Here is a 24,028-nt window from a genome sequence, read left to right as displayed (position 1 = left end):
ACAAACGCGTCCCCGACGACAACGAGAAGGGGGCGGGCGCCGGTGTGGCGCCCGCCCCCTCCCTCGTGCTCGTCAGGCCGTTACGGCGTGACCTTCTGGATCTGGACACTGCCGGTGCCCGCGGCGGTGCCGCGCGCGTTCAGCAGCTGCACCTGGCCGAAGAACTGCCGGCCCTCGGGCGCCGCGCCGGCCACCAGCACCTCGGCGGCGACCTGCGCCGACGCGCCGTTGGCGAGCTTGACGACCTTCGAGTCGTCGACCTTGATCGACCCGAGCGACGGCGCGAAGAACACATCGCGGTAGTCGTACGCGGTGGTCCCGGCCGGGATCGCGTAGCCGTCCACGACGACGCGGTACGTACCGGCGGTGGGCTTGACGAGGCTGACCGCCTCCTCGGAGTCGCCGTCCGCGGCCGATCCGACGAGCACATCGCCCCGGTAGACCGCGAGGTCCAGGTCGGCGGCGGCGTCGGAGACCTTGCCGATGGCGACGTCCAGCCGCTCGACGCCCTCACCGATGACGACCGTGGACTCCTGCTGCTCGCCCTGCTTGATCGTCGGACGCGCGTCCTTCGACGAGCCGAGCGGGCCACCCTTCAGCTTGCCCTCCAGCGCGGCGAAGTCATTGGTGACCTTCCACTCCACCGGCGCCGGAGTACCGACCTTCGCCTCGGGCAGGACCTGCACGGCCGGGTCGAAGGTGACACCGAGCAGCGAGACGTCCAGCTTGTACGGGTTGTCGAGCAGCGGCGACGTACGGCGCGACTCGACCTCGATCTCCCAGACACCCGGAGCCGGGTTCGGGTACGAGCGGACGTCGGGGCGGCAGATGTTGGCCGGGTTCACGTAGTTCGGGTAGCAGTTGACCGTCGAGGTCGGGTCGGACGGAACGCCGTACGGGTGGATGGAGATGAACCGCGTCTGGCTGCCGTCCTTGAGCCCGCCCAGGGCGACCTCCAGGGTCTTGGCACCCTGCGGGACGGTGATGAAGTACGACTTCGAGCTGTTGCGCTGCACCGAGTCCGACTCGGACACGGCGTAGGCGGGCTTCGCGAGGTCCTCGGCGGCGACGACCGTGCTGAGGACCTGCTTGTCGATGCCCTCGGTGCGGTTGTCGTCCACCTCCAGGATCGCGCTGTGGATTCCCGCCGAGCGGGGCTGCGCGGAGACCTTCACGGTGACCGGCGTGTTCAGCGGGAGGCCGATCACGTCGTCGCCGACGATCCGGAAGGTGCCGTCGTTGTTCTCGAAGTGCAGCTCGTGCCGAAGGGCGCGGTCCGGGCCCGTGGTGCGGGTGACGGTGACGTCGTAGACCTTCTTCTGGCCGGTCTTCAGGCCGCCCTCGCGGTCGTACAGACCGGTGCCGAAGCCCGGGGTCTTGAGGTTGGTGTCGAGAGCGGTGTCGACCGGCGCCTTCACGGTGTACTCGTGGGCCGTCGCACCCCTCTTGATCGCCTTCCAGGCGTCACCGATGTTCATCAGGCCGGCGCCCTCTTCGTGCGCCTGCGTGCCGCTGATGTGGTCGGCCTGGCTGGTCAGCGCGGTGCGCAGCTTCGCCGGGGTGAGCTCGACGCCGGCCTGCTTCGCCGCGGACAGCAGCAGCGCCGATGCGCCCGCCGCCTGCGGGGACGCCATCGAGGTGCCCTGCAGCATGGAGTAGCCGGGCGGCAGCTGGTAGCCGGCGTCGGCGACCGGGCCGCCGGGGGCCCAGGTCTGGGTGGTGTTGATACCGGCGCCGGGCGCGCTGATGGTCGGCGCGAAGCCGCCGTCCTCGCGCGGGCCGCGGGAGGAGAACGGCATCATGGCGTACCGCTTGCTCACCTGCGAGCCGTAGTTGGCCGCCCACGTCTCCTTGGAGATGGACGCGCCGACCGAGATCACCTTGTCGGCCACCGAAGGGTCGCCGATCGTGTTGGTGCCGGGGCCGCTGTTGCCGGCCGAGATGACCAGCTGCACACCGTAGGTGTCGATGAGGCGCGTGTAGAGCTCGGCGCGGGCGTTGTTGCCGTCGTTGAGCGCAGGCAGGCCGCCGATCGACATGTTGACAATGTCGACACCGCGCTTGGTGACGAGATCGATCATGCCCTCGGTGAGCGCGACGTTGGTGCAGCCGCCGCTCCAGGTGCAGGCGCGCGAGGAGACCAGCTTGGCGCCGGGGGCGGCGCCGTTCATCTTGCCGCCGAAGAGGCTGTTGGCGGCCGCGAGGCCCGCGACGTGCGTGCCGTGCGAGCCCTCGATGACACCGATGCTGACGTAGTCGGCCTTGGCGCCCGACCCGTTGTAGACGACGTCCTTGCGGACCTCGGTGACGAACGGGATCTGCTCGACGATCTCCGTCGCCGGGTTGTCCTTGCCGAAGTACCGGACCTGCTGCGCGTCCTTGTACGGCTTCATCGCCTCTTCGTCGCCGAAGTCGGCGTCGTTGTCGAGGTCGACACGGACGCTGCCGGCCGCCGAGTCGTAGAGCACGCCCCACACGTCGGTGGTGTCGCCGTCGCGGTTCAGGTCGCCCGCCATGTCGCCACCGGTGGTGGCGGCCTCCGCGAACGTGTTGAACTTGTACGTGCCCGCGGGCGCGGACCAGGTCCGGCCGCCGGTCGTGAAGACCGGCCCGCTGACCTCGGCCGTCATCCGGCGCCAGGTGCCGTCGGCGTCGGCGACCGGGTCGGTGGCCGTCACCCAGTCGACGATCTTGCGCTCGCCGGTGGTGGTCTTCTGGAGCGCTGGGTGCCCGAGGTCGATGCCCGAGTCCAGGATGCCGATGGTGATGCCGCGGCCGTCCGCCTTCGGGTTCTTCTTCACGAAGTCCACGGCGCCGGTCTCGAAGGACGGGTTGTACGGGTTCCTCGCCGGGGTCTCCTTGTCCGGCGCCGGGTACGTGCCCTTGGCCGCGGTGTCGGCGCCCTTGGCACGGTCGCCCTGCGGCGTCGGGTCGTCGAGCTCGATCTCGTGCTTGAGGTCGATGCCGTGGACGCTGGAGAGCCTCGCCGCCGCCTTGATGGCCGCGTCCGCGCGGTCCGTGGGGAGCGTCGCCCGTACATAGCCGAGCTTGTCGTCACTACGTCCGACGACGGAGCCCCGCACGGCGTCGAGCTGACGCGCGACCTGCTCGGTGGCGCCGGGCGCGGTGGCGACCATCAGCGTGACGCTCTTCGCGCCGGTGGACTCCGCCTCGGTGAGCAACTGCGCGTCGGCGCTGCCGAGCTTTTGGGCGGCAGTCTTGGCGGCGGGCGGCGCCGTCGCACCTGGCCCGGTGTCCGCGGGGGCCGCGAACGCGGCCACCGGTGCCGCGGCGCACAGCGCGGCAACGAGCCCGGCGGCGACGGCTATTCGGGCCGTGCGTCTCGGCCCGGTGGTGGAGCCGGAGGATTCGAGGGTCATTGGCATCCCTGTATGTGGAAGAGAGGGTCCGGAATACGGTGCCGGATGACCGCTCAGCCTTTCTTAAGTGACAGTTCTTTGGGGAGAGTTGTCAGGATCTGAATGTGCTCTTGGCGTACATCCGCCAGCGCGCCGCATCCGCCATCGGGAGTGAATCACCGCATACCGGGCGGCCAGGCGCGTTGCCCCGTAACCTCACCCAATGAACCAAGAGCTCAGGGTGGCGGCCTACGCCGTGTGCGTGCGGGACGGCCAGGTGCTCCTCGCCCGCTGGGTGGCCCCCGACGGCAGCAAGCGCTGGACGCTGCCGGGCGGCGGCATGGACCACGGCGAGGACCCGTACGACACGGTCGTCCGCGAGGCGCTGGAGGAGACCGGCTACGCGGTCGAGCCGGTCCGTCTCATCGGCCTGGACTCCATCACCCGCCGCTACCCGCGCCGCCTCGGCACCTTCGCGGACTTCCAGGGCCTGCGGATCGTGTACGAGGGCCGGGTCACCGGCGGTGAACTGCGCCACGAGACGGGCGGCTCCACGGATCTGGCCGCCTGGCACCCGCTGGAGGCCGTCTCCGGCCTCGACCGCGTCGAGCTGGTCGACACGGGCATGGAGCTGTGGCGGACGAAGCCGGCCGCGGGGCGGGTCGCGGGGCGGTAGCGGGAGGGGCCTGGGACCGGACCGGCCGCGGGGCTCGTCCGGGGGCGAATTGTGCCGCCTTCCCCGCCAGATGAACGGGGAGTGAGCGCGACCATGCGGCCCGGGGGGCTTCCGATGGCACTTCACGCGCCCCCGGACGCCCGGGTGATCCCTGTCCGGTGATCGGTGTTGCGCGTTGCGGAGCCGTTAACGCGCAGGCCATTCCCGATGTCAACGATCCAGGGGGGCGGGGGATTCCACTTCCGCCCGGGGCACGCCGTCCGGATCGTCCGGGCCCGCCCCGCCCGGCACGGCACCCCGCAGCGTCACCGGCCACCCGCACCCGGCAGCCTCCCGCAGCCGGCCGTGCGCCCCCGGTGCCCGCGAGGCCCCGCACCGGACGGAGGCGGTCCGCGGCCAAGGCGGCACGGCGCGCCCGGCCGATGCGTTCGCACCCGGGGAGACCGCGCCATGTCACGCCTACGCTCCGCAGCCGCCCTCGACCGCCGCTCCTTCCTCGCCGCCACCGGGGCGGTCGGCGCCTCCGCCGGCCTCGGCGTCGTGATCCGCCCCGACCAGGGCGCCCCGACCCCGCCCCGCAGCCCCGCCGATCCGGCCGCCGCGCCCCGGCCCGCGGCGCCCGTCGCCCCCGTCTCCAGGGCCACCTCCATCGGTACGGTCGCCACGCCCCGCGCCGCCGCACCCACCGGATACCGGCGGCTCGGCGGCGGCCCCGGCTGGAAGCGCGTCGTACGCGGCGAACTCGCCGCGGCCAAGCCGGGCCGCGCCGACCGCCGCACCACCGTCGCCTCCTTCGTCCAGCTCACCGACCTGCACCTCACCGACACCCAGCACCCGGTCCGCACGGAGTACATGCGCGCCCAGGCCGTCTCCGCCTGGCGCCCCCAGGAGGCCCTCACCGTGCACGGCGCGGTGTCCCTGGTCGAGCGCGTCAACGCCCTGCGCGGCGGGCCCGCCACCGGGGCGCCGCTCGACTTCGTCATGACCACCGGCGACAACACCGACAACAACTCCAAGGCCGAGCTGGGCTGGTTCCTGCGCACGATGAGCGGGGGCCGCATCACTCCCAACACCGGAGACCCCGGCCGCTACGAAGGCGTCCAGGACTCCGGCCTGCCCCTGTACTGGCACCCGGACGGGGCCCTGCGCGACGCCGACAAGAAGCTCGGCTACCCGCGCATCGAGGGCTACCTGGCCGCCGCGATCCGCCCGGTCAACAGCCCCGGGCTGCGGCTGCCCTGGTACTCCACCGTCGGCAACCACGACGACCTGCCCAGCGGCTGCTTCGCCAACGGCACCGAATTCCTCGGCGACTTCGCTGTCGGCGACCGCAAGCTCATGACCCTCCCGGTCGCCGACGCCCGCGCGCTGGAGGCCGTGATCAAGGACGGCAAGGACCCCAGGGGCAACCACTACACCGACCTGCTGCGCCGCGAGACCCGCCGGATGCGCCGCGTCACCCCCGACCCCGCCCGCGCCCCCTTCACTCCGCGCGAGTACATTCAGGCCCACCTCGACCCTGCGCACGCGGGGGCGTCGACGGGCGCGCCCGGCCACGGCTACACCCGCGAGAACCTCGACACCGGAAACCTGCACTACTCCTTCCGCATCGCCGACGGCGTCCTTGGCGTCAGCCTCGACACAACTCACCGCGGCGGCCACTTCGAGGGCCACATCGCCCAGGCCCAAATCGACTGGCTCAAACGCCTGTTGACGGCGCATCAGGACGACAAGGTGCTGATCTTCAGCCACCACAACAGTTGGACGTTCGACGGCGACGACGGCGACCGGCTGCTGGCGCTCCTCAAGCGGCATCGCAACGTCGTCGCCTGGATCAACGGTCACAGCCATCGCAATGTGATCCTCCAGCACGGCACCTTCTGGGAGATTTCCACCGCCTCGCACGTCGAGTTCCCCCAACTCGCCCGCGTCATCGAACTGGTGGACAACCACGACGGAACGCTCTCGCTCTTCACCACGCTCATCGAGTCCGCGGCGCCCCACCGCACCGACTACACCGACCTCTCCCAGACCGGCCTCGCCGCGCTGTACCGCGAACTGTCCTTCAACGCACCGGGGGCCAGGCGCAATCTCGCGGGCCCGGCGGACGCCCGCAACACGGAACTGCTCCTGAAGAAGCGGTGACCGACCCCGTTGACGCTCAGCGGGGGAGGAGCACCACGTAGGCCGCAGGCTCCCGGTCCGACGCCGCAAGCAGGGCCGTACGCACCACCGCGGCCTGCTGCTCCAGCGAATCCCGCAGCTTCCTGGGCGTGATGTGCACGACCGTGATGCCGAGCCGCTCCAGGTGCTCCCGCTTGCGGGCGTACTCGGTCCACAGCGCGTCCTCCTCCTGCCGCTCGCCCTGCCGGGGCGCTCGGGTGTCCAGCTCGATCGCCACCGCCTGGTCCGGCCAGTACGCGTCGACACCACCCAGGTAGGGACCGCCCAGCAGCCGCAGGTCGACGTCCCACAGCGGGTCGGGCAGCCCCTGGGCGCGGACCATCTCGTACAGCCGCTCCTCGGCGATGGCCCGGCCCTCGGCGAGCAACGAGTCCACCGCGTCGACCACATGCGGCCGCGAGAGCAGCCGCGCCGTGCTCAGCTCCCGCACCACGGCGGCCGGCTCGCAGTGTCCGCCGCGCACCGCCTCGGTCAGCAGCCGGCGCACCGCGTCCGCGTCGTCGAGCTGCGCGACGGCGTCCGCGAGCGCACGTGCCACGGGGGCCACCGGCACGCCGGTGAGCTGCTGCGCGGAGGGCGTGGAGTGGGCGCGGATCAGCCGGGCGCAGCCCGTCGAACGCAGCCTGCGGGTGCGCGGCACCAGGACGTCGATGTGGTCGATGGAGAGCAGTGGGGGAGCGGCGGAGAAGCCGTGCAGGGCGAGCGCGGCCAGCCCGGTGATCATGACGTCGCCGTACGGAGGGGCGTCCGCGCCCGTCCTGCGCTGCGCGGGCACCGCCGCCTGGGCCGGCGGCCGTCCCGCGTACAGCAGCACCGCGTGCAGCCGCTCCTCGCCGGTCGGCGGCCCGGGGTGCAGGACGACGATGCCGGGCAGGAGCTGCTGCCAGGGCCCGCCGGGGCGGCACTGCGCGGCGGTGTCGGCGGGGGAGACGCCGTGCGCCCGCAACTGCGCCGCCGACAGCACGCGGCGCTGTACATCGGTGAGGTGGCTGAGGGGGCGGGGGGAGACGGGGGGGTTGTGGTTCATGTCTCGGGGTTTCCCGCGCTTTCCCCGCCCACTAACCGCTGTTACAAGCCCGTCGACAATTCAGGACAAGCCCGCACTAAAGTACGAGCGTTCGACTGCCGATCAGGCAACCCCGTGGATACGCCACGGAGTTGCCCGTATCAAGCGCGCATCAGGCCCGTATCAAGCCCGCTCAAAGGTCGTCCCGGGCCCCTGCGGGCGAGTGGGCCTCAGACGGCCGCGGCCCTGTCGCACGCCTGTCCGCGCAAGCCCCGCGCCAGGTCGTCCCGCGCTTCGAGCACCAGCCGTCGCAACGCAGGCGCCGCGTCGGGGTGGCTCTCCAGCCACGCGTCCGTCGCGGCCAGCGTCGCCGGATCGTCCTGCAGCCCCGGGAACAGCCCCGACACCACGTCCATCCCGATCTGGATGGACCGCTCGGCCCACACCCGCTCGATCGTCGCGAAGTACATCGGCGCGTAGGGCGCGATCAGCTCCCGCTGACCCGGCTGGACGAAGCCGTCGATCGTCGCCTCGACCAGCGCGTTCGACAGGGCGTCCGACTCGACGACCGCGGCCCACGCCTGCGCCTTGACCGCCTCCGAAGGACGCGAGGCCAGACACCGCACCTGGTGCCGCTTGCCGGACGCCGTGTCGTCGCGCGCCAGCTCCGCCTCGACGGCCTTCTCGTCGACCACCCCGTGCGAGGCGAGCGGTCCCAGGAACGCCCACCGCAGCTCCTGATCCACGTCCAGGCCGTCGATCTTCGCCGTGTCGTCCAGCAGACCCTGAAGCAGCTGGAAGTCGGCCGCGGTGCCCGCCGTCGAGGCCAGGAAGCGCGCCCACGTCAGTTGATGCTGGCTGCCGGGCTCGGCGAGCCGCAGCTCATGCAGCGCGCCCTCGGACAGCGCCCGGCCGCCCTCCTCGCGCCACTCGGGAGCCGCGTAGTGCGTCAGTGCGGAACGCGTCCACGCGTGCAGCATCTGCAACACCCCGATCCCCGACTCGCGACCGGCGAACTTCAGCACCAGGGCGATGAAGTCCCGCGCCGGCATGAGCGCGTCCCGCGTCATGTTCCACAGCGCGGACCAGCACAGCGCGCGCGCCAGCGGATCGGTGAGCTCACCGAGGTGCGCGCGCAGGGTGTCCAGCGAATCGGCGTCGAAGCGGATCTTGCAGTACGTCAGGTCGTCGTCGTTGACCAGCACCAGATCGGGCCGCTCGTTGCCCGCCAGCTCGGCCACCACCGTCCGCGGCCCGGCCACGTCCGTCTCGGCCCGCGCGTAGCGCACCAGTTCCCCGCCGACGCCGTCGCGCCGGTACAGGCCCACGGCGACCCGGTGCGGACGCAGCTCCGGATGGGAATTGGCGGCCTCCTGCACCACGGCCAGCTCCGTGATCCGCCCCGCCGCGTCATAAGTGACCTGCGGCGTCAGCGTGTTGACGCCCGCCGTCTCCAGCCACGCCCGGGACCAGGCGGCCAGATCGCGCCCCGAGGTCTCCTCAAGCACGGTCAGCAGGTCGCCGAGCCGGGTGTTTCCGTACGCGTGCCGCTTGAAGTAGTGCCGGGCGCCCTCCATGAAGGCGTCCTTGCCGACGTACGCGACGAGCTGCTTGAGCACCGAGGCGCCCTTGGCGTACGTGATGCCGTCGAAGTTGAGCTTGGCGTCCTCCAGGTCAAGGATGTCGGCCGTGATCGGGTGCGTCGACGGCAGCTGGTCGGCCCGGTACGCCCACGCCTTGCGGTTGTTGGCGAAGGTGACCCAGCCGTCGGTGAAGCGCGTCGCCTCCACCATCGAGTACGACCCCATGAAGTCCGCGAAGGACTCCTTCAGCCACAGGTCGTCCCACCACCGCATGGTGACCAGGTCGCCGAACCACATGTGCGCCATCTCGTGCAGGATGACGTTCGCCCGGCGCTCGTACGCCGCCTCCGTCACCTTCCCGCGGAAGATGAACTCCTCGCGGAAGGTCACACAGCCCGGGTTCTCCATCGCCCCGAGGTTGTACTCCGGCACGAAGGCCTGGTCGTACTTCCCGAAGGGGTAGGGGTAGTCGAAGGTGTCGTGGAAGAAGTCCAGGCCCTGCTTGGTGAGCAGGAAGACGTCGTTCGCGTCGAAGTGCCGGGCCAGCCCCTTGCGGCACAGCGCGCCGAGCGGGATCTCCAGCTCCGTGCCGTCCGCGAAGGTGCGCCGGTAGGAGTCGGTCTCGTAGTGGTAGGGACCGGCGACGACCGTGGTGATGTACGTCGAGATGGGCCGCGTCGGGGCGAACCGCCAGGTGCCGTCGACCGGCCCGCCCGCTCCCTCTGCCGCGCCGTTGCTCCAGACCGTCCAGCCCTCGGGCGCGGTCACCTCGAAACGGAAGGGTGCCTTCAGGTCCGGCTGTTCGAAATTGGCGAAGACGCGGCGCGAGTCGGCCGGCTCGTACTGCGTATAGAGATAGACCTCGCCGTCCTCCGGGTCGACGAAGCGGTGCATCCCCTCGCCGGTGCGGCTGTACGCGCACTGCGCGTCCACGACCAGCACGTTCTCGGCGGCCAGCTCGTCCAGCGCGACCCGCGAGCCGTCGAAGACGACCGCCGGGTCCAGCTCCCTGCCGTTCAGCGTCACCGCCGTCACCGAGGGCGCGAGCAGATCGGCGAACGTGGCGGCGCCGGGCCGGGCCGACCGGAAGCGCACCGTGGTCACCGAGCGGAACGTGCGCGGTCCTTCCCCAGCCTCCCCGAGCGCCGATCGCAGGTCGAGGGCCACTTCGTAACCATCGACAGACAGCAGCTCGGCCCGCTCGCGGGCCTCGTCGCGGGAAAGATTCTCACCGGGCACGGGCACTCCTTCGTGTCTCGTTCGAACGCTCCGATCCTCCCATGCGCCACTGTCCCGGGACATCCGGGAATGACGCGGGTGACCAGTGGCGTTGGCCCTGACAAGGCGCCACGGCCCCACCACGTCCTTATCGAGGAGAGACATGTCCACGAACGGCAGCACTCCGAGCGGCAAAATACCGATCGGCAGGACCCCGGCCGATTTCTGGTTCGATCCGCTGTGCCCCTGGGCCTGGATGACCTCGCGCTGGATCCTTGAGGTCGAGAAGGTCAGGGACGTCGAGGTCCGCTGGCACGTGATGAGCCTGGCCGTACTGAACGAGGACCGCATCGACGAGCTCCCCGAGGAGTACCGCGAGATGCTGGCGACGAAGGCGTGGGGCCCGGTCCGCGTGGTGATCGCCGCCCAGCAGAAGCACGGCGACGACGTGGTGGGCCCGCTCTACACCGCGATCGGCACCCGCGTCCACAACCAGGGCCAGGACATCGGCCCCGAGGTGATCCTCGCGGCACTGGAGGAGGTCGGCCTGCCGGCGTCGCTGGCGGAGTACGCCGACACCGACACGTACGACAAGGAGCTGCGCGCCTCCCACCAGGAGGGCATCGACAAGGTCGGCCAGGAGGTCGGCACCCCGGTCATCGCGGTCCCCGGCCCCGACGGCGACGAGGTCGCCTTCTTCGGCCCCGTGGTCACCCCGGCCCCCAAGGGCGAGGCCGCGGCCCGTCTGTGGGACGGCACGCTGCTGGTGGCGGGGACCCCGGGCTTCTACGAGCTCAAGCGCACCCGTACGCAGGGCCCGATCTTCGACTGACGGTCCGGCGTCGCGCAAACAGCCGACCCCCGCGAGTCATGTCCTCGCGGGGGTCGGCCTTGTTCCACCCGCCCCGGTGAGGGTTGAGAAGACGATCACGAGGCAGGGCGTGTGTGGTCCCGTGGCGCGGTGACTACGGGACGAGCAGCAGGTTGTTCGCGCTCTGCTTGGCGGCGACGTATCGCTTCGACACGTCCTGCCAGTTGACGACCTTCCACATCGCGTCGATGAAGTCGACCTTCTGGTTCTTGTACTGCAGGTAGAAGGCGTGCTCCCAGGCGTCGAAGACCAGGATCGGCACGGAGCCCTGGCCGATGTTGCCCTGGTGGTCGTAGACCTGCTCGACGATGAGACGGCCGCTGACCGGCTCGTACGCGAGGACACCCCAGCCGGAGCCCTGGGTGGTCGCGGAGGCCTTGGTCAGCTGGGCCTTGAACTTGTCGAACGACCCGAACGACTCGGCGAGCGCGTCGGCCAGCTCGCCGACACCGTCCTTCGCCAGTGGCTCGCCGCCGCCGTCACCGCTCATGTTGTGCCAGTAGATGCTGTGCAGGATGTGACCGGAGAGGTGGAACGCGAGGTTCTTCTCCAGCCCGGTGATCGAGCCCCAGGACTCCTTGTCGCGAGCCTCTTCGAGCTGCTCAAGGGTGTCGTTCGCGCCCTTCACATAGGCCGCGTGGTGCTTGTCGTGGTGCAGTTCGATGATCTGCGGGTTGATGACGGGGTCGAGCGCCGCATAGTCGTACGGAAGTTCTGGAAGTGTGTAAATGGCCATGATCCGAGCCCTCCGACTGCTTATTGCGACTGATATGCAGATGCAGGCTAGCAGCAGAAGGGTTCCATGTTGATCAGGCGTTGGTCCTAGGTCTTCGGGTCCATGGCGTCCCTGGCGAGTACCGCGATGTCCGGGAAGTCCGTCACCACGGCGTCCACCCCGAGCCGGTAGTGCAGCGCGTACTCCGCGAACGCGTCACCGAAGTCGTTGGGCGCGGCGCCGCGGCGGAACGCGGCGGGCAGGAACTGGTTCTCGCAGCGGAAGGTGTACGCGCCGACCTTCAGCCCGGCCGTGTGCGCGTCCGCGAGCAGGGGGGACGGCGCCACCACCGCGCTCTTGTCCGGCCCGATCCAGTCGGCGTACTCCGCGATCCCGCGCAGTCCGGCCGGCGTCGTCATCTCCTTGTACGTCGCCGGGTGGCCGAAAGGGCCGCCCGTCGTGCCCAGCGCCTGCCACAGCGGCACCCGCAGCCGCTCGGCGGCGATCCGCAGCAGACTCGAAGGCTCGAAGGACTGCACGACGCACTCCCGGGCGCTGAGCCTGCTACGCCGGATGATGCGGGCGAGCGGCGGTTCGAGGGGCAGGCCGATGGAGCGGAAGTAGGTGGGGTGCTTGGTCTCAGGGAAGACCGCGATCGTCCTGCCGTGCTGCCTGGACAGCTTCCGCGCCAGGTCGACGACCTCCTGGAAGGTCATCACGCCCTGGCGTCCGTCGAAGACCGTGTTGCGGTTCCTGATCAGCGGCAGCCGCTCGACGGCGCGCAGGGTCCTGAGTTCGGCGAGCGTGAAGTCCTCGGTGAACCACCCGGTGACCGGCCGCCCGTCCACCGTCTTGGTGGTGCGGCGCCCGGCGAACTCCGGGCGGGTGGCCACATCGGTGGTCCCGGAGATCTCGTTCTCGTGCCGTACGACGAGGACATGGTCCTTGGTCGGTACGAGATCGGGCTCGATCCAGTCGGCGCCCGTCTGGACGGCGTATGTGTAGGACGCGGCGGTGTGCTCGGGCCGCCACCCGGCGGCGCCCCGGTGCCCGATGACGACGGGGCCGCGGCGCGAGCGGGGTTCGGCGGCGGCTCCGGTGCCCGCGGCCGCGGCGGGGAGCGCGGTGGCGGCCGCGGCTGCGGTCGCCAGTCCGGCGGCGAGCAGGACGGAGCGGCGTCTTGGCTGTGCGGACACGGGAATCTCCCTGTTCGTAGCGGGTGTTGAGGGGCGGCGACTGCACGATAGGCGGGGGCGGAGCGGATCGGGGCGGTGTACGAACGCCCTTCACCGGGTGGTCCGCGACCCGCCGTGCGGGGTTCACCTCCGACGGTGGGCGCGGGGGCGGATCGTCGCGCCGGGCCCACCCGAGCGGCGTTCGTGTCCTCATGGCCGGACGGGCCGGGAGGGTCGCCTGCCGGGTGGGAGTACGGAAACGTCATCCGCCCGCACGGGCCCGCGCCCTCGTGCGGGACTCCGCCAGGCGGGCCAGATGCGTGGCATAGCCCCGTGCGTAGAACCGCGCCCGCTCCGGGTCCGGCTCGACGACCGCAGTCGGCGCGGTCAGCACCTGGGTCACCGCCGCGTACACCGCGTCCATGTCCTGCTCGACGAAACCGCCGGGGATGTCGAGCGCGACGGGCCGGGACTCGACCGCGAGCTCCCGCCCCCGCGCGTCGAACGCCGCCGCTTTCACCGCGGACGTGCCCACATCGATGCCGACGTACATGTCCCGGACCTCCTCGGGTCAGGCGTGCGGGTCGGCCCTTCGGTCGTGCCCCGGCCCGGGGCTCGGGCCTGGGCCGGGGCCGGGCGTGCCTGCTCAGGTCAGGCAATGCGCGAGTGGAGCTCCCTTGGCGTACCTTGCCACCTCCGACGCGGCAATCCTGGCCGCCTTCTCGGCGACCTGACGGCTCGCCCCGCCGAGATGCGGGGTCAGTACCACTCCCGGCGCACTCCGCAGCCGCGCCCCGGCGGGCAGTGGCTCCTGCTCGTACGTGTCGAGCCCGGCCGCCGTCAACTGTCCGCTGTCCAGCGCGTCGCACAGCGCCTCGGTGTCGACCAGCGGGCCGCGCGCCACATTGACCAGCACCGACCCGCGCGGCAGCAGCGCCAGTTCGCGGGCGCCGATCAGGCCGCGGGTCTCGTCGGTCAGACGGGCGTGCAGGGTCACCACCCGGGAGCGCGACAGCAGGCTGTCGAGGGAGTGCACCCGTACCCCGTGTATGTCCCCGCGGATGTAGGGGTCGTACACCTCCACCTCCGCGCCGAACGCGCACAGCGCCCGCGCGACCCGGCTGCCCACCGCGCCGTAACCGATCAGCCCGACCCGGGTGTCCTCCAGCTCGGGCCCGCACTGCTCGTACGTGTAGGACGAGGCGTCCCACAGGCCGCGTAGGGTCAGCGCGTCGTGGTTCTGGGGGATGCGGCGCATCGTGGCGAGCATCATCCCGACCGTGTACTCGGCGGTGGCCGCCGCGTTGCGGCCCGGCGTGAAGCACACCCGTACGTCACGCGCGCGTGCCGCCTCGATGTTGACGTTTACCGGGCCGCCGCGGCAGACGACGAGCAGGCGCAGCTCGGAGGAGGCGGCCAGGACCCGCTCGGTGAAGGGCCCCATCTGGGTCACGCACACCTCGACGCCCCGCAGGGCCTCGATGAGCGCGTCCTCGCAGTCGCTGGCCTCGTCGACCTCGGCGACCTTGCCGAAGGGCTCCAGCGGCCAGGGGAGGGCGAGTTCGGTCAGGTCGAAGGGGGCGGGGACCGCGGCCCCCAGAGCCTCGGAGATCAGCGAGTTGAGGACGAAGTGGTCACCGGCGGCCAGGATTCTCATCGCAAAGCCTCTCCTGTATCGGCGTCGAAGACATGGGTGAGCCGCGGGTCCGCGGCCACCCGCACGGTCTGGTCCCGGTCGAGACGCACCTCGGGCCCGGTCTGCACGACAAGGGGTTTGACCACCCCGTCGAGAGCGAGGGTGGCGATCCCGGTCTCCAGGAGCGGCTCGTGCACGCCGACCCGGGCCGGTACGACCTCGTCGTCGCCCTCGTCGGGGTCCGCGAGCCGCAGATCCTCGGGGCGGATGCCCAGCACGACCTCGCGTCCGGCCGCCAGCCGTACCGGCACGGCCATGCGCACGGTGGCGGAGAGCCGCACCCGTCCGTCCTCGGCGACGACACCGGGCAGCAGGTTGATCGCGGGCTCCCCGACGAAGTCGGCGACAAAGAGATTCGCCGGGCTGTCGTAGATCTCGTGGGGAGTGCCGAGCTGCTGGATGACGCCGTCCTTCATCACGGCGATGCGGTCGGCGAGGGACAGCGCCTCCTCCTGGTCGTGCGTGACCAGGATCGTGGTGTGACCCAAGTCCTTCTGGATGCGCTTGAGTTCGCGCCGAGTGGTGTCGCGCTGTGCCGCGTCGAGGTGCGAGAGCGGTTCGTCGAGCAGCAGGACGTCGGGCTCGCGGATCAGCGCGCGGGCCAGTGCGACGCGCTGCTTCTGGCCGCTGGAGAGGCTGCCCGGCCTGGCGTCAAGGAGCTCGGTCAGGCCGATCCGCCCGGCCATGTCCCTTACCCGCGAGGCCACTTCCTTGCGTGGCCGGCGGCGCGCGGTGAGTCCGAACCCGAGGTTCTCCGCGACGGTCAGCGGCGGATAGAGCGCGTAGTTCTCGAAGGCGACCCCGATGTTGCGCTGCTGGGCGGGCAGCGGCACCACCGAGGAGCCGCCGACCAGAATGTCCCCGCCGGTCACCGACTCCAGTCCGGCGATCATGCGCAGCGTGGTGGACTTGCCGCAGCCGGACGGCCCGAGGAGGCCCAGGAGTTCCCCGGAGCGCAGCTCCAGATCGATGCCGCGTACGGCGTGCACCTGGTCCCGCGTCCGCGAGCCGTAGGTCTTGCGCAGCTCACGCAGTGCCAGTTCGGTCATCGCCGGGGCCTCCGCTTCCGCACACCTCGTAGGGGACCTTGTGTTCGTCGAGATCGCGCAGCATCTCCACGGACGCCCCGTCGTCGACCAGCACCAGGTCGAAACGGGAGAGCGGGGCGAGGCGGTGCAGGGCGACGCGGCCGAGCTTGGAGTGGTCGAGCAGCAGCACGTTCTTGGCGGCGGAGTCGAGCATCGCCCGCTTCACGGACACGATGTGCTGCTCCTGGTGGTAGGCGAAGCCGCCCGAGGCCGCGGACGTCGAGGTGAAGCAGATGTCGACCTGGAGGAGCTGCACGGCCTCCATGCAGGAGACACCCAGGAAGGAGGAGTGCAAGGGGTCGTAGTCGCCGCCCAGCGCCATCAGGTGGATGCCGCGCTCGGTGGACAGCAGGGTCATCGCTTCGAGGAAGTTGGTGACGACGGTGAGCGGGGTGATGGAGCCGAGCCTGCGGGCGATCTCCAGGGTGGAGGTGGAGTCGTCGAGCATCACGGCCATGCCGGGCTCGATGAGCTTCAGCGCGTGCTCGGCGACGGCGGCCTTCTGCGCCCGCATGGTCTTCAGCCGGTATACGACGTTGGACTCAAAGACCCCGGACGGCTGCGCGGTGACACCGCCCCTGAACTTCCTTACGATGCCCTGCCGTTCGAGCTCGTCGAGGTCCCGGTGGATGGTCATCAGGCTGACGTCGAAGCGTTCGGCCAGCTCGGCGGCGCTCGCTGAGCCCGCCGCGAGCACCCGCTCGGCGATCGCCGCCTGCCGGGGCGCGGGCCCGCGCTGCTGGTCGCCGCTCACCGGAAGATCCTCCGCCCCGGCCGCTCGGGCCCGCCTTCGGGTCCGTCGGCCTCGAAGAACAGCAGGCTCTCCGGGTGCACGGACACCCGCACCGGTGCGTCGGGCCGCAGCCCCGCGGCGTCCGCGCGCGGTACGACGCACGACAGGTGCTGCTCGCCGAGCCGGACGGTGACCTCGGTGGCCCGGCCGAGTACCTCGGTGATGTAGACGCTGCCCGCCAGTTCGAGGCAGCCGGAGCCGAGGTGGCCGGAGCCGAGGGACAGGTCGCGCGGCCTGACCCCGAGCTGGACGGCGGTGCCGGGCGGTGCGGGGACCGGGTTCGCCAGCTCGAAGAAGCCGTCCACCGACCGGTAGTGCCCGTCGCGCGTGACGGTGCCGGGCAGCAGGTTGATGCGCGGCCTGCCGAAGGAGCGGGCGACGAAGGTGTCGTACGGCCGGTGCCAGATGTCCTCGCGGGCGCCGGTCTGCACGATGCGGCCCTCGCGGATGACGCCGATGCGGTCGCCGAGCGCCAGGGCCTCCACCGAGTCGTGGGTGACATAGAGGGTGGTGGTGCGCCGGACCGCGCCGATGGCCTTGAGCTCCGCGCGCATCGCCTGGCGTAGCTTGGCGTCGAGGTGGGAAAGCGGCTCGTCGAGGAGGAAGGCGCGGGCCGGGCGCACCAGGACCCGGCCGAGCGCGACGCGCTGGCGCTGCCCGTTGGACAGCTGGCCGACCCGGCGCTCCAGCAGGGCGCCGATGCCGAGCAGGTCGGCGATGGCCCCGATCCGCTCACGGGCCTCGGCGGCCGGCAGCCTGTACTTGGGGGAGCGCAGCGGCGACGCGAGGTTGTCGTAGGCGCTGCGGTGCGGGTAGAGGGCGTACGACTCGAAGCACATGGCGACGCCCCGGTCATACGGTTCGACGCCCGTCATGTCGGTGCCGTCGAGCAGGACCGTCCCCGACTGGGGTTCCTCCAGGCCCGCGACGGTCTTGAGCGTGGTGGTCTTCCCGGCGCCCGAGGGTCCGAGGAGGCAGAAGAACTCCCCCTGCTCGACGTCGAGTTCGAGCCCGTCGAGCGCCTTGTTCCTCCCGTACGCCTTGTGGACGGCGCGCAGCGAGATGGCGGCGGTCATCAGGATTTCACCGCCCCGAAGGAGAGACCGCGCACCAAGTAGCGCTGGATGGTGAGGGCGAGGAGCAGCGGCGGGATCACCGAGACCAGGGCCGCGGCGGCGGTCAGGTTGTACTTGGGCCGGTCGCCGCCGAGGAAGGACAGCGCGCCGACCGTCACCGTCTGCGCCTCGGAGGAGGTCAGGATCAGCGGGAAGACGAAGTTGTTCCAGGCGAAGATGAAGGCGAGCAGCGACACCGCGGCGATGCCCGGCTTGACCAGCGGCAGGGCGACCTTGAAGAACGCCTGTTTGCGGGTGTAGCCGTCGAGCAGCGCGGCCTGTTCCAGCTCGGGGGAGAGGTCGGAGAAGTACGAGCGCATGATCCACACGATCAGCGGCAGCGTGACCAGCTGGAGCACCCAGATCATGCCGACGTACGTGTCGAAGAGTCCGAGCTTCTGGTAGAGCACGAACAGCGGGATGATCACGGTGAGTTCGGGTGCGAACCGGAACGACAGCAGGGTGAACATCAGGTTCTCCGAGCCCCGGAAGCGCCACCTGGCCGCCGCGTAGGCGGCGGGCAGACCGATCACCAGGGACAGGCCGACGGCCCCCAGTGACACCACCAGGCTGTTGACGAAGAACCGCGGGAACGGCACGCCCGCGTCGTCGCCCGCGCCCAGGACCGTCTTGTACGAGTCGAGGGTCGGCGCGAAGGAGAAGTACGTACTGAACAGCTCGTTCGCGGGCTTCAGCGACAGGATGATCATCCAGGCGATCGGGAAGAGCGCGAACAGGAAGTACAGGATGAGAGCGCCGTCGGCGGCGATCGAGAGCAGCCTGCGTTTAAGACCGCCCGGCGCCCGGGGGGTGGCGTCGCGGCGGTTGGCACGCACATCTGCCGCGTTGTCGTCGGTCACCATGGCTCCGCCATGCCTCTCTCCTCCGCCTTGCGGCTGCACGCACCGACCGCCGCTCCTTGACCCGCCCCCCGGGCGCCGGGCAGTCTCACTTCTGAGGCACCTCCGCCGCCCGGTTCTGGATCTTCCCGAGGTAGCGGACCAGCACCATCGTGACCAGGTAGACCACCGCCCACAGCACGATCATGTAGCTGATCCCGAACGAGTACCGCTGGAAGCGGATCGCCTCCAGGTACGCGCGGATCTGGAGCACCACGGTCGAGTCGCCAGGGCCGCCCTCGGTGAGTGCGTAGATGATGTCGAAGACCTTCAGCGAGTCCATGAACCGGAAGATCACCGCGACCAGGACGTACGGCCAGAGCATCGGCAGGGTCAACTTACGGAAGGTGAACCACCAGTTGGCCCCGTCCACCGCCGCCGCCTCGAAAGGGGAGGCCGGTAGGGAGCGCAGTCCGGCCAGCGCCAGGATCGCCACGAACGGCGTATAGACCCACACATCGACGGCGATCGAGGAGAGCAGCGCGCCGGTCGGCGTGTCCGTCCACTGGACGCCCCCCAACCCGAAGGGTTCAAGCAGGTAGTTGATGACGCCGACGCTCGGCTGGAGCATCAGCTTCCACATGATCGCGGCGATCACCGGCGCGATCATCAACGGCAGAATGAGGATCTTCTCCAGCACCCGCCCGATGAGCGTCGAGCGGTGCAGCAGCAGCGCCACCGCCACCCCGAGCACCGTCTCGACGGCCGCCGCCCCCACCGCGTACAGCACCGTCACCCACGCCGAGTCCCAGAACGACGACTGGGTGAAGATCCGCCGATAGTTGTCCAGGCCGACGAAGTCGGGCTGCGGCTTGCTCGCCGCGAAGTCGAAGACCGTGTAGTACAGCCCGAGTCCGAAGGGATACAGGATCCCACCGGTCAGCAGCAGGGCCGGCACGATCAGCAGATAGGGCCGCAGCGAACGTCGCCAGCGCGGCACCGCCCGCGCCGGCGGCCCACCCCCCTCGCGTGAGACCGCCCCGTGGTCGGTCTCGGTGAGGGACGACATGCGGCGTCACCCGACCTTCGACGCCAGGTCGCTCGCCAGCCCGTTCAGCACGGACTTGGCGTTCTTGCCGCCGTAGATCTCCTGGAGCGAGGCCGCCCAGCTCGTCGTCGCGTCGAAGAACTGCTCCTGCGGCGTGAACTGGATCTTCGTCTGGTCCACGACCGTCTCGAAGGTCTCGATGAAGCCGGGAATGTCCTTCATCTTGTCCTTGTACGCGCCGTCCTGGCTGACGGACTTGCGCACCGGGTCGATGTGGTTGCCCTCGATCGCCGCCTTGCGCAGATGCTCCTTGCCGGTCGCCCACTGGAGGAACAGCCACGCCGCGTGCTTGTTCTTGCTCTTGGCGTTCATGCCGAGCGACCAGATCCACATGTTCGTGGCGAGCGACCCGTCGGGACCCTTGGGCCCCGGGTGGAAGGCGATCTTCCCGGAGGCGGGCGACGCGCCCGCCACCGCCTGGAAGTACGCGGCGGTATCGGCGTCGAAGAGCATCCCGGCCTTCTTCGCGCCGAGGTCGCTGGAACACTGGTACCAGGTGTACGACGTCCAGGACGGCGGGCCGCCCTTCTTGATCATCTCGGCCCAGTCCTGAGTGAAGGCGACGGCCTTGGGGGAGTTCATGGCGGGCTTGACCTTGCCTCCGTCGACGGTGAAGTCCTTGAGCCCGTACCGCGAGTACATCGTCATGAAGCCGGGGTGGATCGTCGCCCAGCTGCGCGACCCGCGCACCGCGACCCCGTACATCCCGTCGAAGCCGGCGCCCGGCGCCCGGCGCTTGATGGCGCCGGAGATCTCCCGCAGCTCGTCGAAGGTCTCGGCGGGCTTGAGCCCGAGCTTCTTGAACACCTCGGTGTTGTACGCGACAACATTGGTCTCCCAGCCCCACGGCAGCGCGTACTGCCCGCCCTGCCCCAACGGGGCGCCCGCCTTCAGGGACCACTGGTCGGCCTGCAGGAGGTTGGGGAAGAAGTCGGCCTGGTCCCATTCGGAGCCGGTCGCCGAGGAATTGCGCATCCACGGGCCCAGATCCTCCAGCCAGCCCGGCGGCCCGTACTGCCAGACCATGTAGGCGCCGAGCATGAAGACGTCGTAGGACGCCCGGCCGCTGGACAGGTCGACGGTGAGCTTGTCGAAGTAGTTGTCCTCGGGGAAGACGTCGTACTCGACCTTGATGCCCGTCTTCGAGGTGAACGCCTTCAGATCGGCGATCAGGGCGTCGGTGTACGGGTGCTTGTTGAGCAGCGCCTTGACCGTCTTGCCCTTGGCCTTCTTCCAGTCGAAGGACCCGGTGACGTCGTCGGCCGCCGAGCCGTCGCTCTTCTTCTCGTCGCCGCCGAACCCCGCACCGCAGGCGGTGAGCAGCGGTGTGGCGGAAGCGGCCGCCGTCAGGGCGAGGAACCGCCGCCTGTCCTGTCCGCGCATGTCCATCCCGACCTCCGCTGCTCGTGTCCGTCCCGGGCCCCCGGGGCCCCCTAACAAGTGCAGTCGACTAGTTAACAGAGCTTGGAACAGGGGCAGTTGGGCGTCAATCCCTCGCGCAACGGGAAATCTCGGTGCACAGTGAGAAGTTCACACATGGCGCCGATACGCGCGGGAGGATCGTGTGCGGTCCGACGACACGGCATGGCTGGGCATCGATCTCGGGACACAGGGCGTGCGCGCGGTCCTCGCCACCACCCGGGGGCACCTCATCGGCAGCGGCTCGGCCCCGCTGACCGGCCAACGCGACGGGGTGCGCCACGAGCAGGACCCGGCCGACTGGTGGGCCGCCGTCCGCACGGCAACACGGGCCGCACTCAACGGCGTTGCCGCCCGCCGGGTCCGCGCGCTCGCCGTCTGCTCCACCTCGGGCACCGTGCTGCTCACCGACGCGCACGGCCACCCCCTCACCCCCGGCCTGATGTACGACGACGGGCGCGCCGGGCCGGAGGCCGCCGAGGCGGGGCTGCCGCCGAGCTGGGGCCTGCCCAAGGTGCTGTGGCTGGCCAGGCGGCGCAACGGGCAGGCCGGGGCGGTGCGCCTCGCCCACCAGGCCGACACCGTCAACGCCCGGCTCACCGGCGGGCCGGTCGCCACCGACTCCAGCCACGCCCTGAAGACCGGCTACGACCTGGAACACGACGCCTGGCCCGGCGGCGCCCTGGACCGGATCGGCCTGCCCGCGAGCCTGTTCCCCGAGGTCGTACGCCCCGGAGCCACCCTCGGCAAGGTCGGCGACGCGGCTTCGGCCGAGACCGGCATCCCGGCCGGCACCCTGGTCGTCGCCGGCATGACCGACGGGTGCGCGGCGCAGATCGCGTCCGGCGCCCTGCGCATCGGCTCATGGAACTCGGTCCTCGGCACCACCCTCGTCCTCAAGGGCGTCACCGCGGCCCCCGTCCACGACAGCACCGGAATCGTCTACAACCACCGTTCCCCGGACGGCAATTGGCTGCCCGGCGGCGCGTCCAGTGTCGGGGCCGGCGCACTGAACGCGGCCTTCCCCGGCGCCGACCCGGCCCGCCTCGACCGCCTCGCCGCCCACCACGAACCGGCCGTCGCCCTCGCCTACCCGCTCGCCTCGCGCGGCGAGCGTTTCCCGTTCAGTGCCCCGGACGCCACCGCGTTCGTACTCGGCGGCGGTACCTCGGAGGGCGACCACTGGGCCGCGCTGCTCCAGGGCATCGGCTACGCGGAGCGCCTGTGCCTGGACTATCTGCACTTCCTGGGAGCCCCGGTCGACGGCCCGCTGACCTTCACCGGCGGCGCGGCGCGCAGCGCGTACTTCAACGGGCTGCGCGCCGACATCCTGGGCCGCCCGGCCCGCATCCCCGAACAGACGGAGCCTGCCCTGGGCATGGCGGTACTGGCCGCGCACGGTGCGGGGGAGGCGGGGGACCTGGCGGAGGCGGCGGAGGCGATGGTGCGCGTCCGGGAGGTGGTCCACCCGCGCCCCGGACGCACGGAGGCCTTCGCGGAGCCGTACGCCCGGCTGGTGGGGGAGCTGGAGGCGCGGGGGTGGCTGCCGCCGGAGGTGGCGGCGCACGCGGTGACGCGCACGCGGTGACGCGCACGCGGTGACGCGCACGCGGTTGCGCTGAGCGGCAGCCGTTTTAGGCGGCGTTCGTGCGCGTACCCGCCTTCTCGCGGGACTTCTGCGTCCCGAAGCCGATCCCCGCCAGCACCAGCGTGAGCGCCCCCGTCGCGAGCAGCTGGTCGCGGGTGCCGGGCTGGCGCAGCATCAGGACGAAGATGCCGACCATGCCGATCAGCGCGACCCAGGTCAGCACCGGGTACGCCCACATCTTCACGACCAGCGTATGCGGAGCCTCCCGCTCCGTGCGCCGACGCAGCAGCAACTGCGAGACGGCGATGAAGATCCAGACGACCAGGATGACCGCGCCGATCATGTTGAGCAGCCACGGGAAGACGTCGTCCGGGCGCCAGTAGCTGAGCAGCACGCACAGAAAACCGAAGACGGAGGAGGCCAGCACCGAGATCCGCGGGACACCGCCGGAGATCTTTCCCAGCGCCTTGGGGCCCTGGCCGCGCGCGACCAGCGAGTAGCCCATGCGCGAGGCGCCGTAGATGTTGGCGTTCATCGCCGAGAGCAGCGCCACCAGTACCACGATCTGCATGACCGTGCCCGCACCCGGGATGTCGAGCTGGTCGAGGGTGGTGACGTACGGGCCCTTGTCGGGGTTGGCGACATCCGGGTTGTCCCACGGGACCAGCGTGACGATGACCGCCATCGAGCCGATGTAGAAGATCGCGATGCGCCACATCGCCGTCCTCACGGCCTTGGCGACACCCTCGACGGGCTTCTCCGACTCGGCCGCGGCGATGGTGACCGTCTCCAGGCCGCCGTACGCGAAGACCGAGGCGAGCAGGCCGATCACCAGGCCCTCGGAGCCCTGGGGCATGAACCCGCCGTCGCCGGTGAGATTGCTGGTGCCCGGGGCGTCCGTGCCAGGCAGCACGCCGAAGATCGCCAGCAGGCCGATGATCAGGAAGAGCGCGATCGCGCCGACCTTGAGCGCGGCGAACCAGAACTCGAACTCGCCGAAGTTCTTCACGGATGCCAGGTTCGTGCCGAGGAAGACCAGCATGAACAGCGCCACCCACGCCCACTCGGGCGTCCCGGGCAGCCAGCCGCTCATGATCTTCGCGGCGCCGATGCCCTCAAGACCGACTGCCACGCACAGCAGCACCCAGAACGCCCAGCCCGCGGTGAAGCCCGCCCACGGGCCGATCGCCCGTTCCGCGTGCACCGAGAAGGAGCCGGAGGCCGGGTTCGCCGCGGACATCTCGCCGAGCATGCGCATCACGAGCATGACGAGGAGGCCGGATATCGCGTACGCGACGACGATCGAGGGGCCCGCGGCGGCGATGCCCGCGCCGGATCCGACGAAGAGGCCCGCGCCGATGACACCGCCGAGGGCGATCATCGACAGATGACGCTGCTTGAGTCCGTGCGTGAGCGGCGAATCCACCGTGGGGCCGGCGCTGGCGCCGGCCTGGGTGTCGGCCGGCGGGGGCGCGGAGGTCCGAGACATGGGCGAGCCCTGTTCAGTAGCTGAGACGGGGAAACTGAGCCCACAGTCTGGGCAGCGCCCCGCTCACAGGGAACAGTTGACCGCTATACGGACACCACGCTCACGC

The 24,028-nt window shown here is 70.7% G+C and carries 17 protein-coding genes and 1 pseudogene; 4 read left to right on the top strand and 14 right to left on the bottom strand.

Annotation, left to right across the window (positions count from 1 at the left end; all coding sequences use genetic code 11):
* Nucleotides 1-80 precede the first annotated feature (80 nt).
* Nucleotides 81-3,386, bottom strand: coding sequence for a S8 family serine peptidase (locus QMK30_RS18815; RefSeq protein ID WP_283519445.1), 3,306 nt, complete (start codon nucleotides 3,384-3,386; stop codon nucleotides 81-83).
* Between the two features lie 196 nt (nucleotides 3,387-3,582).
* On the opposite strand from QMK30_RS18815, the gene QMK30_RS18810 reads away from it, so the two are divergent.
* Nucleotides 3,583-4,035 (top strand): NUDIX hydrolase, encoded by a 453-nt coding sequence (locus tag QMK30_RS18810; RefSeq protein WP_283519444.1) that lies wholly within the window; start codon nucleotides 3,583-3,585, stop codon nucleotides 4,033-4,035.
* A 450-nt stretch (nucleotides 4,036-4,485) separates the two neighbouring features.
* Nucleotides 4,486-6,180, top strand: a complete 1,695-nt coding sequence (locus QMK30_RS18805; protein WP_283519443.1) for a TIGR03767 family metallophosphoesterase — start codon at nucleotides 4,486-4,488, stop codon at nucleotides 6,178-6,180.
* Nucleotides 6,181-6,196: 16 nt separating this feature from the next.
* On the opposite strand, the gene QMK30_RS18800 is transcribed toward QMK30_RS18805, so the two are convergent.
* Together QMK30_RS18800 and pepN are read right to left on the bottom strand one after the other, a co-directional pair.
* A complete protein-coding gene (locus QMK30_RS18800; protein WP_283519442.1) occupies nucleotides 6,197-7,246 on the bottom strand; it encodes a hypothetical protein in 1,050 nt (349 codons plus the stop codon).
* A 209-nt stretch (nucleotides 7,247-7,455) separates the two neighbouring features.
* Nucleotides 7,456-10,047 carry an aminopeptidase N gene (gene pepN / locus QMK30_RS18795; RefSeq protein WP_283519441.1) on the bottom strand — a complete coding sequence of 864 codons (2,592 nt, stop codon included), beginning with the start codon at nucleotides 10,045-10,047 and terminating at the stop codon, nucleotides 7,456-7,458.
* A gap of 142 nt (nucleotides 10,048-10,189) precedes the next feature.
* Between pepN and QMK30_RS18790 the strand changes: the two genes are divergently transcribed.
* The gene (locus QMK30_RS18790; protein WP_283519440.1) at nucleotides 10,190-10,858 is read left to right on the top strand and encodes a DsbA family oxidoreductase; all 669 of its coding nucleotides are present in this window, start codon (nucleotides 10,190-10,192) and stop codon (nucleotides 10,856-10,858) included.
* Nucleotides 10,859-10,991: 133 nt separating this feature from the next.
* Here the strand turns inward: QMK30_RS18790 and QMK30_RS18785 are convergent, their stop codons facing one another.
* The 10 genes and pseudogenes from QMK30_RS18785 to QMK30_RS18740 all read right to left on the bottom strand — a co-directional run bounded on the left by QMK30_RS18785 (nucleotide 10,992) and on the right by QMK30_RS18740 (nucleotide 20,815).
* Nucleotides 10,992-11,633, bottom strand: coding sequence for a superoxide dismutase (locus QMK30_RS18785; protein ID WP_283519439.1), 642 nt, complete (start codon nucleotides 11,631-11,633; stop codon nucleotides 10,992-10,994).
* A gap of 86 nt (nucleotides 11,634-11,719) precedes the next feature.
* Nucleotides 11,720-12,808, bottom strand: coding sequence for a glycerophosphodiester phosphodiesterase family protein (locus QMK30_RS18780; RefSeq protein WP_283519438.1), 1,089 nt, complete (start codon nucleotides 12,806-12,808; stop codon nucleotides 11,720-11,722).
* Nucleotides 12,809-13,115: 307 nt separating this feature from the next.
* Nucleotides 13,116-13,340 (bottom strand): annotated as a pseudogene (locus tag QMK30_RS18775) (FGGY family carbohydrate kinase); the annotation flags it as partial.
* A gap of 93 nt (nucleotides 13,341-13,433) precedes the next feature.
* Nucleotides 13,434-14,444, bottom strand: a complete 1,011-nt coding sequence (locus QMK30_RS18770; RefSeq protein WP_283519437.1) for a 2-hydroxyacid dehydrogenase — start codon at nucleotides 14,442-14,444, stop codon at nucleotides 13,434-13,436.
* Nucleotides 14,441-15,532: an ABC transporter ATP-binding protein gene (locus QMK30_RS18765; protein ID WP_283519436.1), complete on the bottom strand. Its 1,092-nt coding sequence runs from the start codon at nucleotides 15,530-15,532 to the stop codon at nucleotides 14,441-14,443. Before QMK30_RS18765 ends, QMK30_RS18770 begins: the two co-directional genes overlap by 4 nt.
* Nucleotides 15,510-16,325: a DeoR/GlpR family DNA-binding transcription regulator gene (locus QMK30_RS18760; RefSeq protein ID WP_283519435.1), complete on the bottom strand. Its 816-nt coding sequence runs from the start codon at nucleotides 16,323-16,325 to the stop codon at nucleotides 15,510-15,512. The genes QMK30_RS18765 and QMK30_RS18760 overlap by 23 nt, the downstream gene beginning before the upstream one ends.
* Nucleotides 16,322-17,440, bottom strand: a complete 1,119-nt coding sequence (locus QMK30_RS18755; RefSeq protein ID WP_283519434.1) for an ABC transporter ATP-binding protein — start codon at nucleotides 17,438-17,440, stop codon at nucleotides 16,322-16,324. The genes QMK30_RS18760 and QMK30_RS18755 overlap by 4 nt, the downstream gene beginning before the upstream one ends.
* A complete protein-coding gene (locus tag QMK30_RS18750; protein ID WP_283519433.1) occupies nucleotides 17,440-18,342 on the bottom strand; it encodes a carbohydrate ABC transporter permease in 903 nt (300 codons plus the stop codon). Before QMK30_RS18750 ends, QMK30_RS18755 begins: the two co-directional genes overlap by 1 nt.
* A gap of 85 nt (nucleotides 18,343-18,427) precedes the next feature.
* Nucleotides 18,428-19,387, bottom strand: a complete 960-nt coding sequence (locus QMK30_RS18745) for a carbohydrate ABC transporter permease (protein ID WP_283519432.1) — start codon at nucleotides 19,385-19,387, stop codon at nucleotides 18,428-18,430.
* 6 nt (nucleotides 19,388-19,393) lie between these two features.
* The gene (locus QMK30_RS18740) at nucleotides 19,394-20,815 is read right to left on the bottom strand and encodes an ABC transporter substrate-binding protein (protein WP_283519431.1); all 1,422 of its coding nucleotides are present in this window, start codon (nucleotides 20,813-20,815) and stop codon (nucleotides 19,394-19,396) included.
* A 175-nt stretch (nucleotides 20,816-20,990) separates the two neighbouring features.
* Between QMK30_RS18740 and QMK30_RS18735 the strand changes: the two genes are divergently transcribed.
* Nucleotides 20,991-22,433, top strand: a complete 1,443-nt coding sequence (locus QMK30_RS18735; RefSeq protein WP_283519430.1) for an FGGY-family carbohydrate kinase — start codon at nucleotides 20,991-20,993, stop codon at nucleotides 22,431-22,433.
* Between the two features lie 46 nt (nucleotides 22,434-22,479).
* Here the strand turns inward: QMK30_RS18735 and QMK30_RS18730 are convergent, their stop codons facing one another.
* Complete coding sequence (locus QMK30_RS18730; protein ID WP_283519429.1) at nucleotides 22,480-23,922, bottom strand: amino acid permease; 1,443 nt, start codon at nucleotides 23,920-23,922, stop codon at nucleotides 22,480-22,482.
* Nucleotides 23,923-24,028: the final 106 nt, after the last annotated feature.

Origin of the sequence: Streptomyces sp. H27-C3, from assembly GCF_030063415.1 — a bacterium.
Lineage (GTDB): Bacteria > Actinomycetota > Actinomycetes > Streptomycetales > Streptomycetaceae > Streptomyces.
The sequence above is the reverse complement of the archived record's forward strand: the minus strand, read 5'-3'. Positions and strand labels throughout refer to the sequence as shown.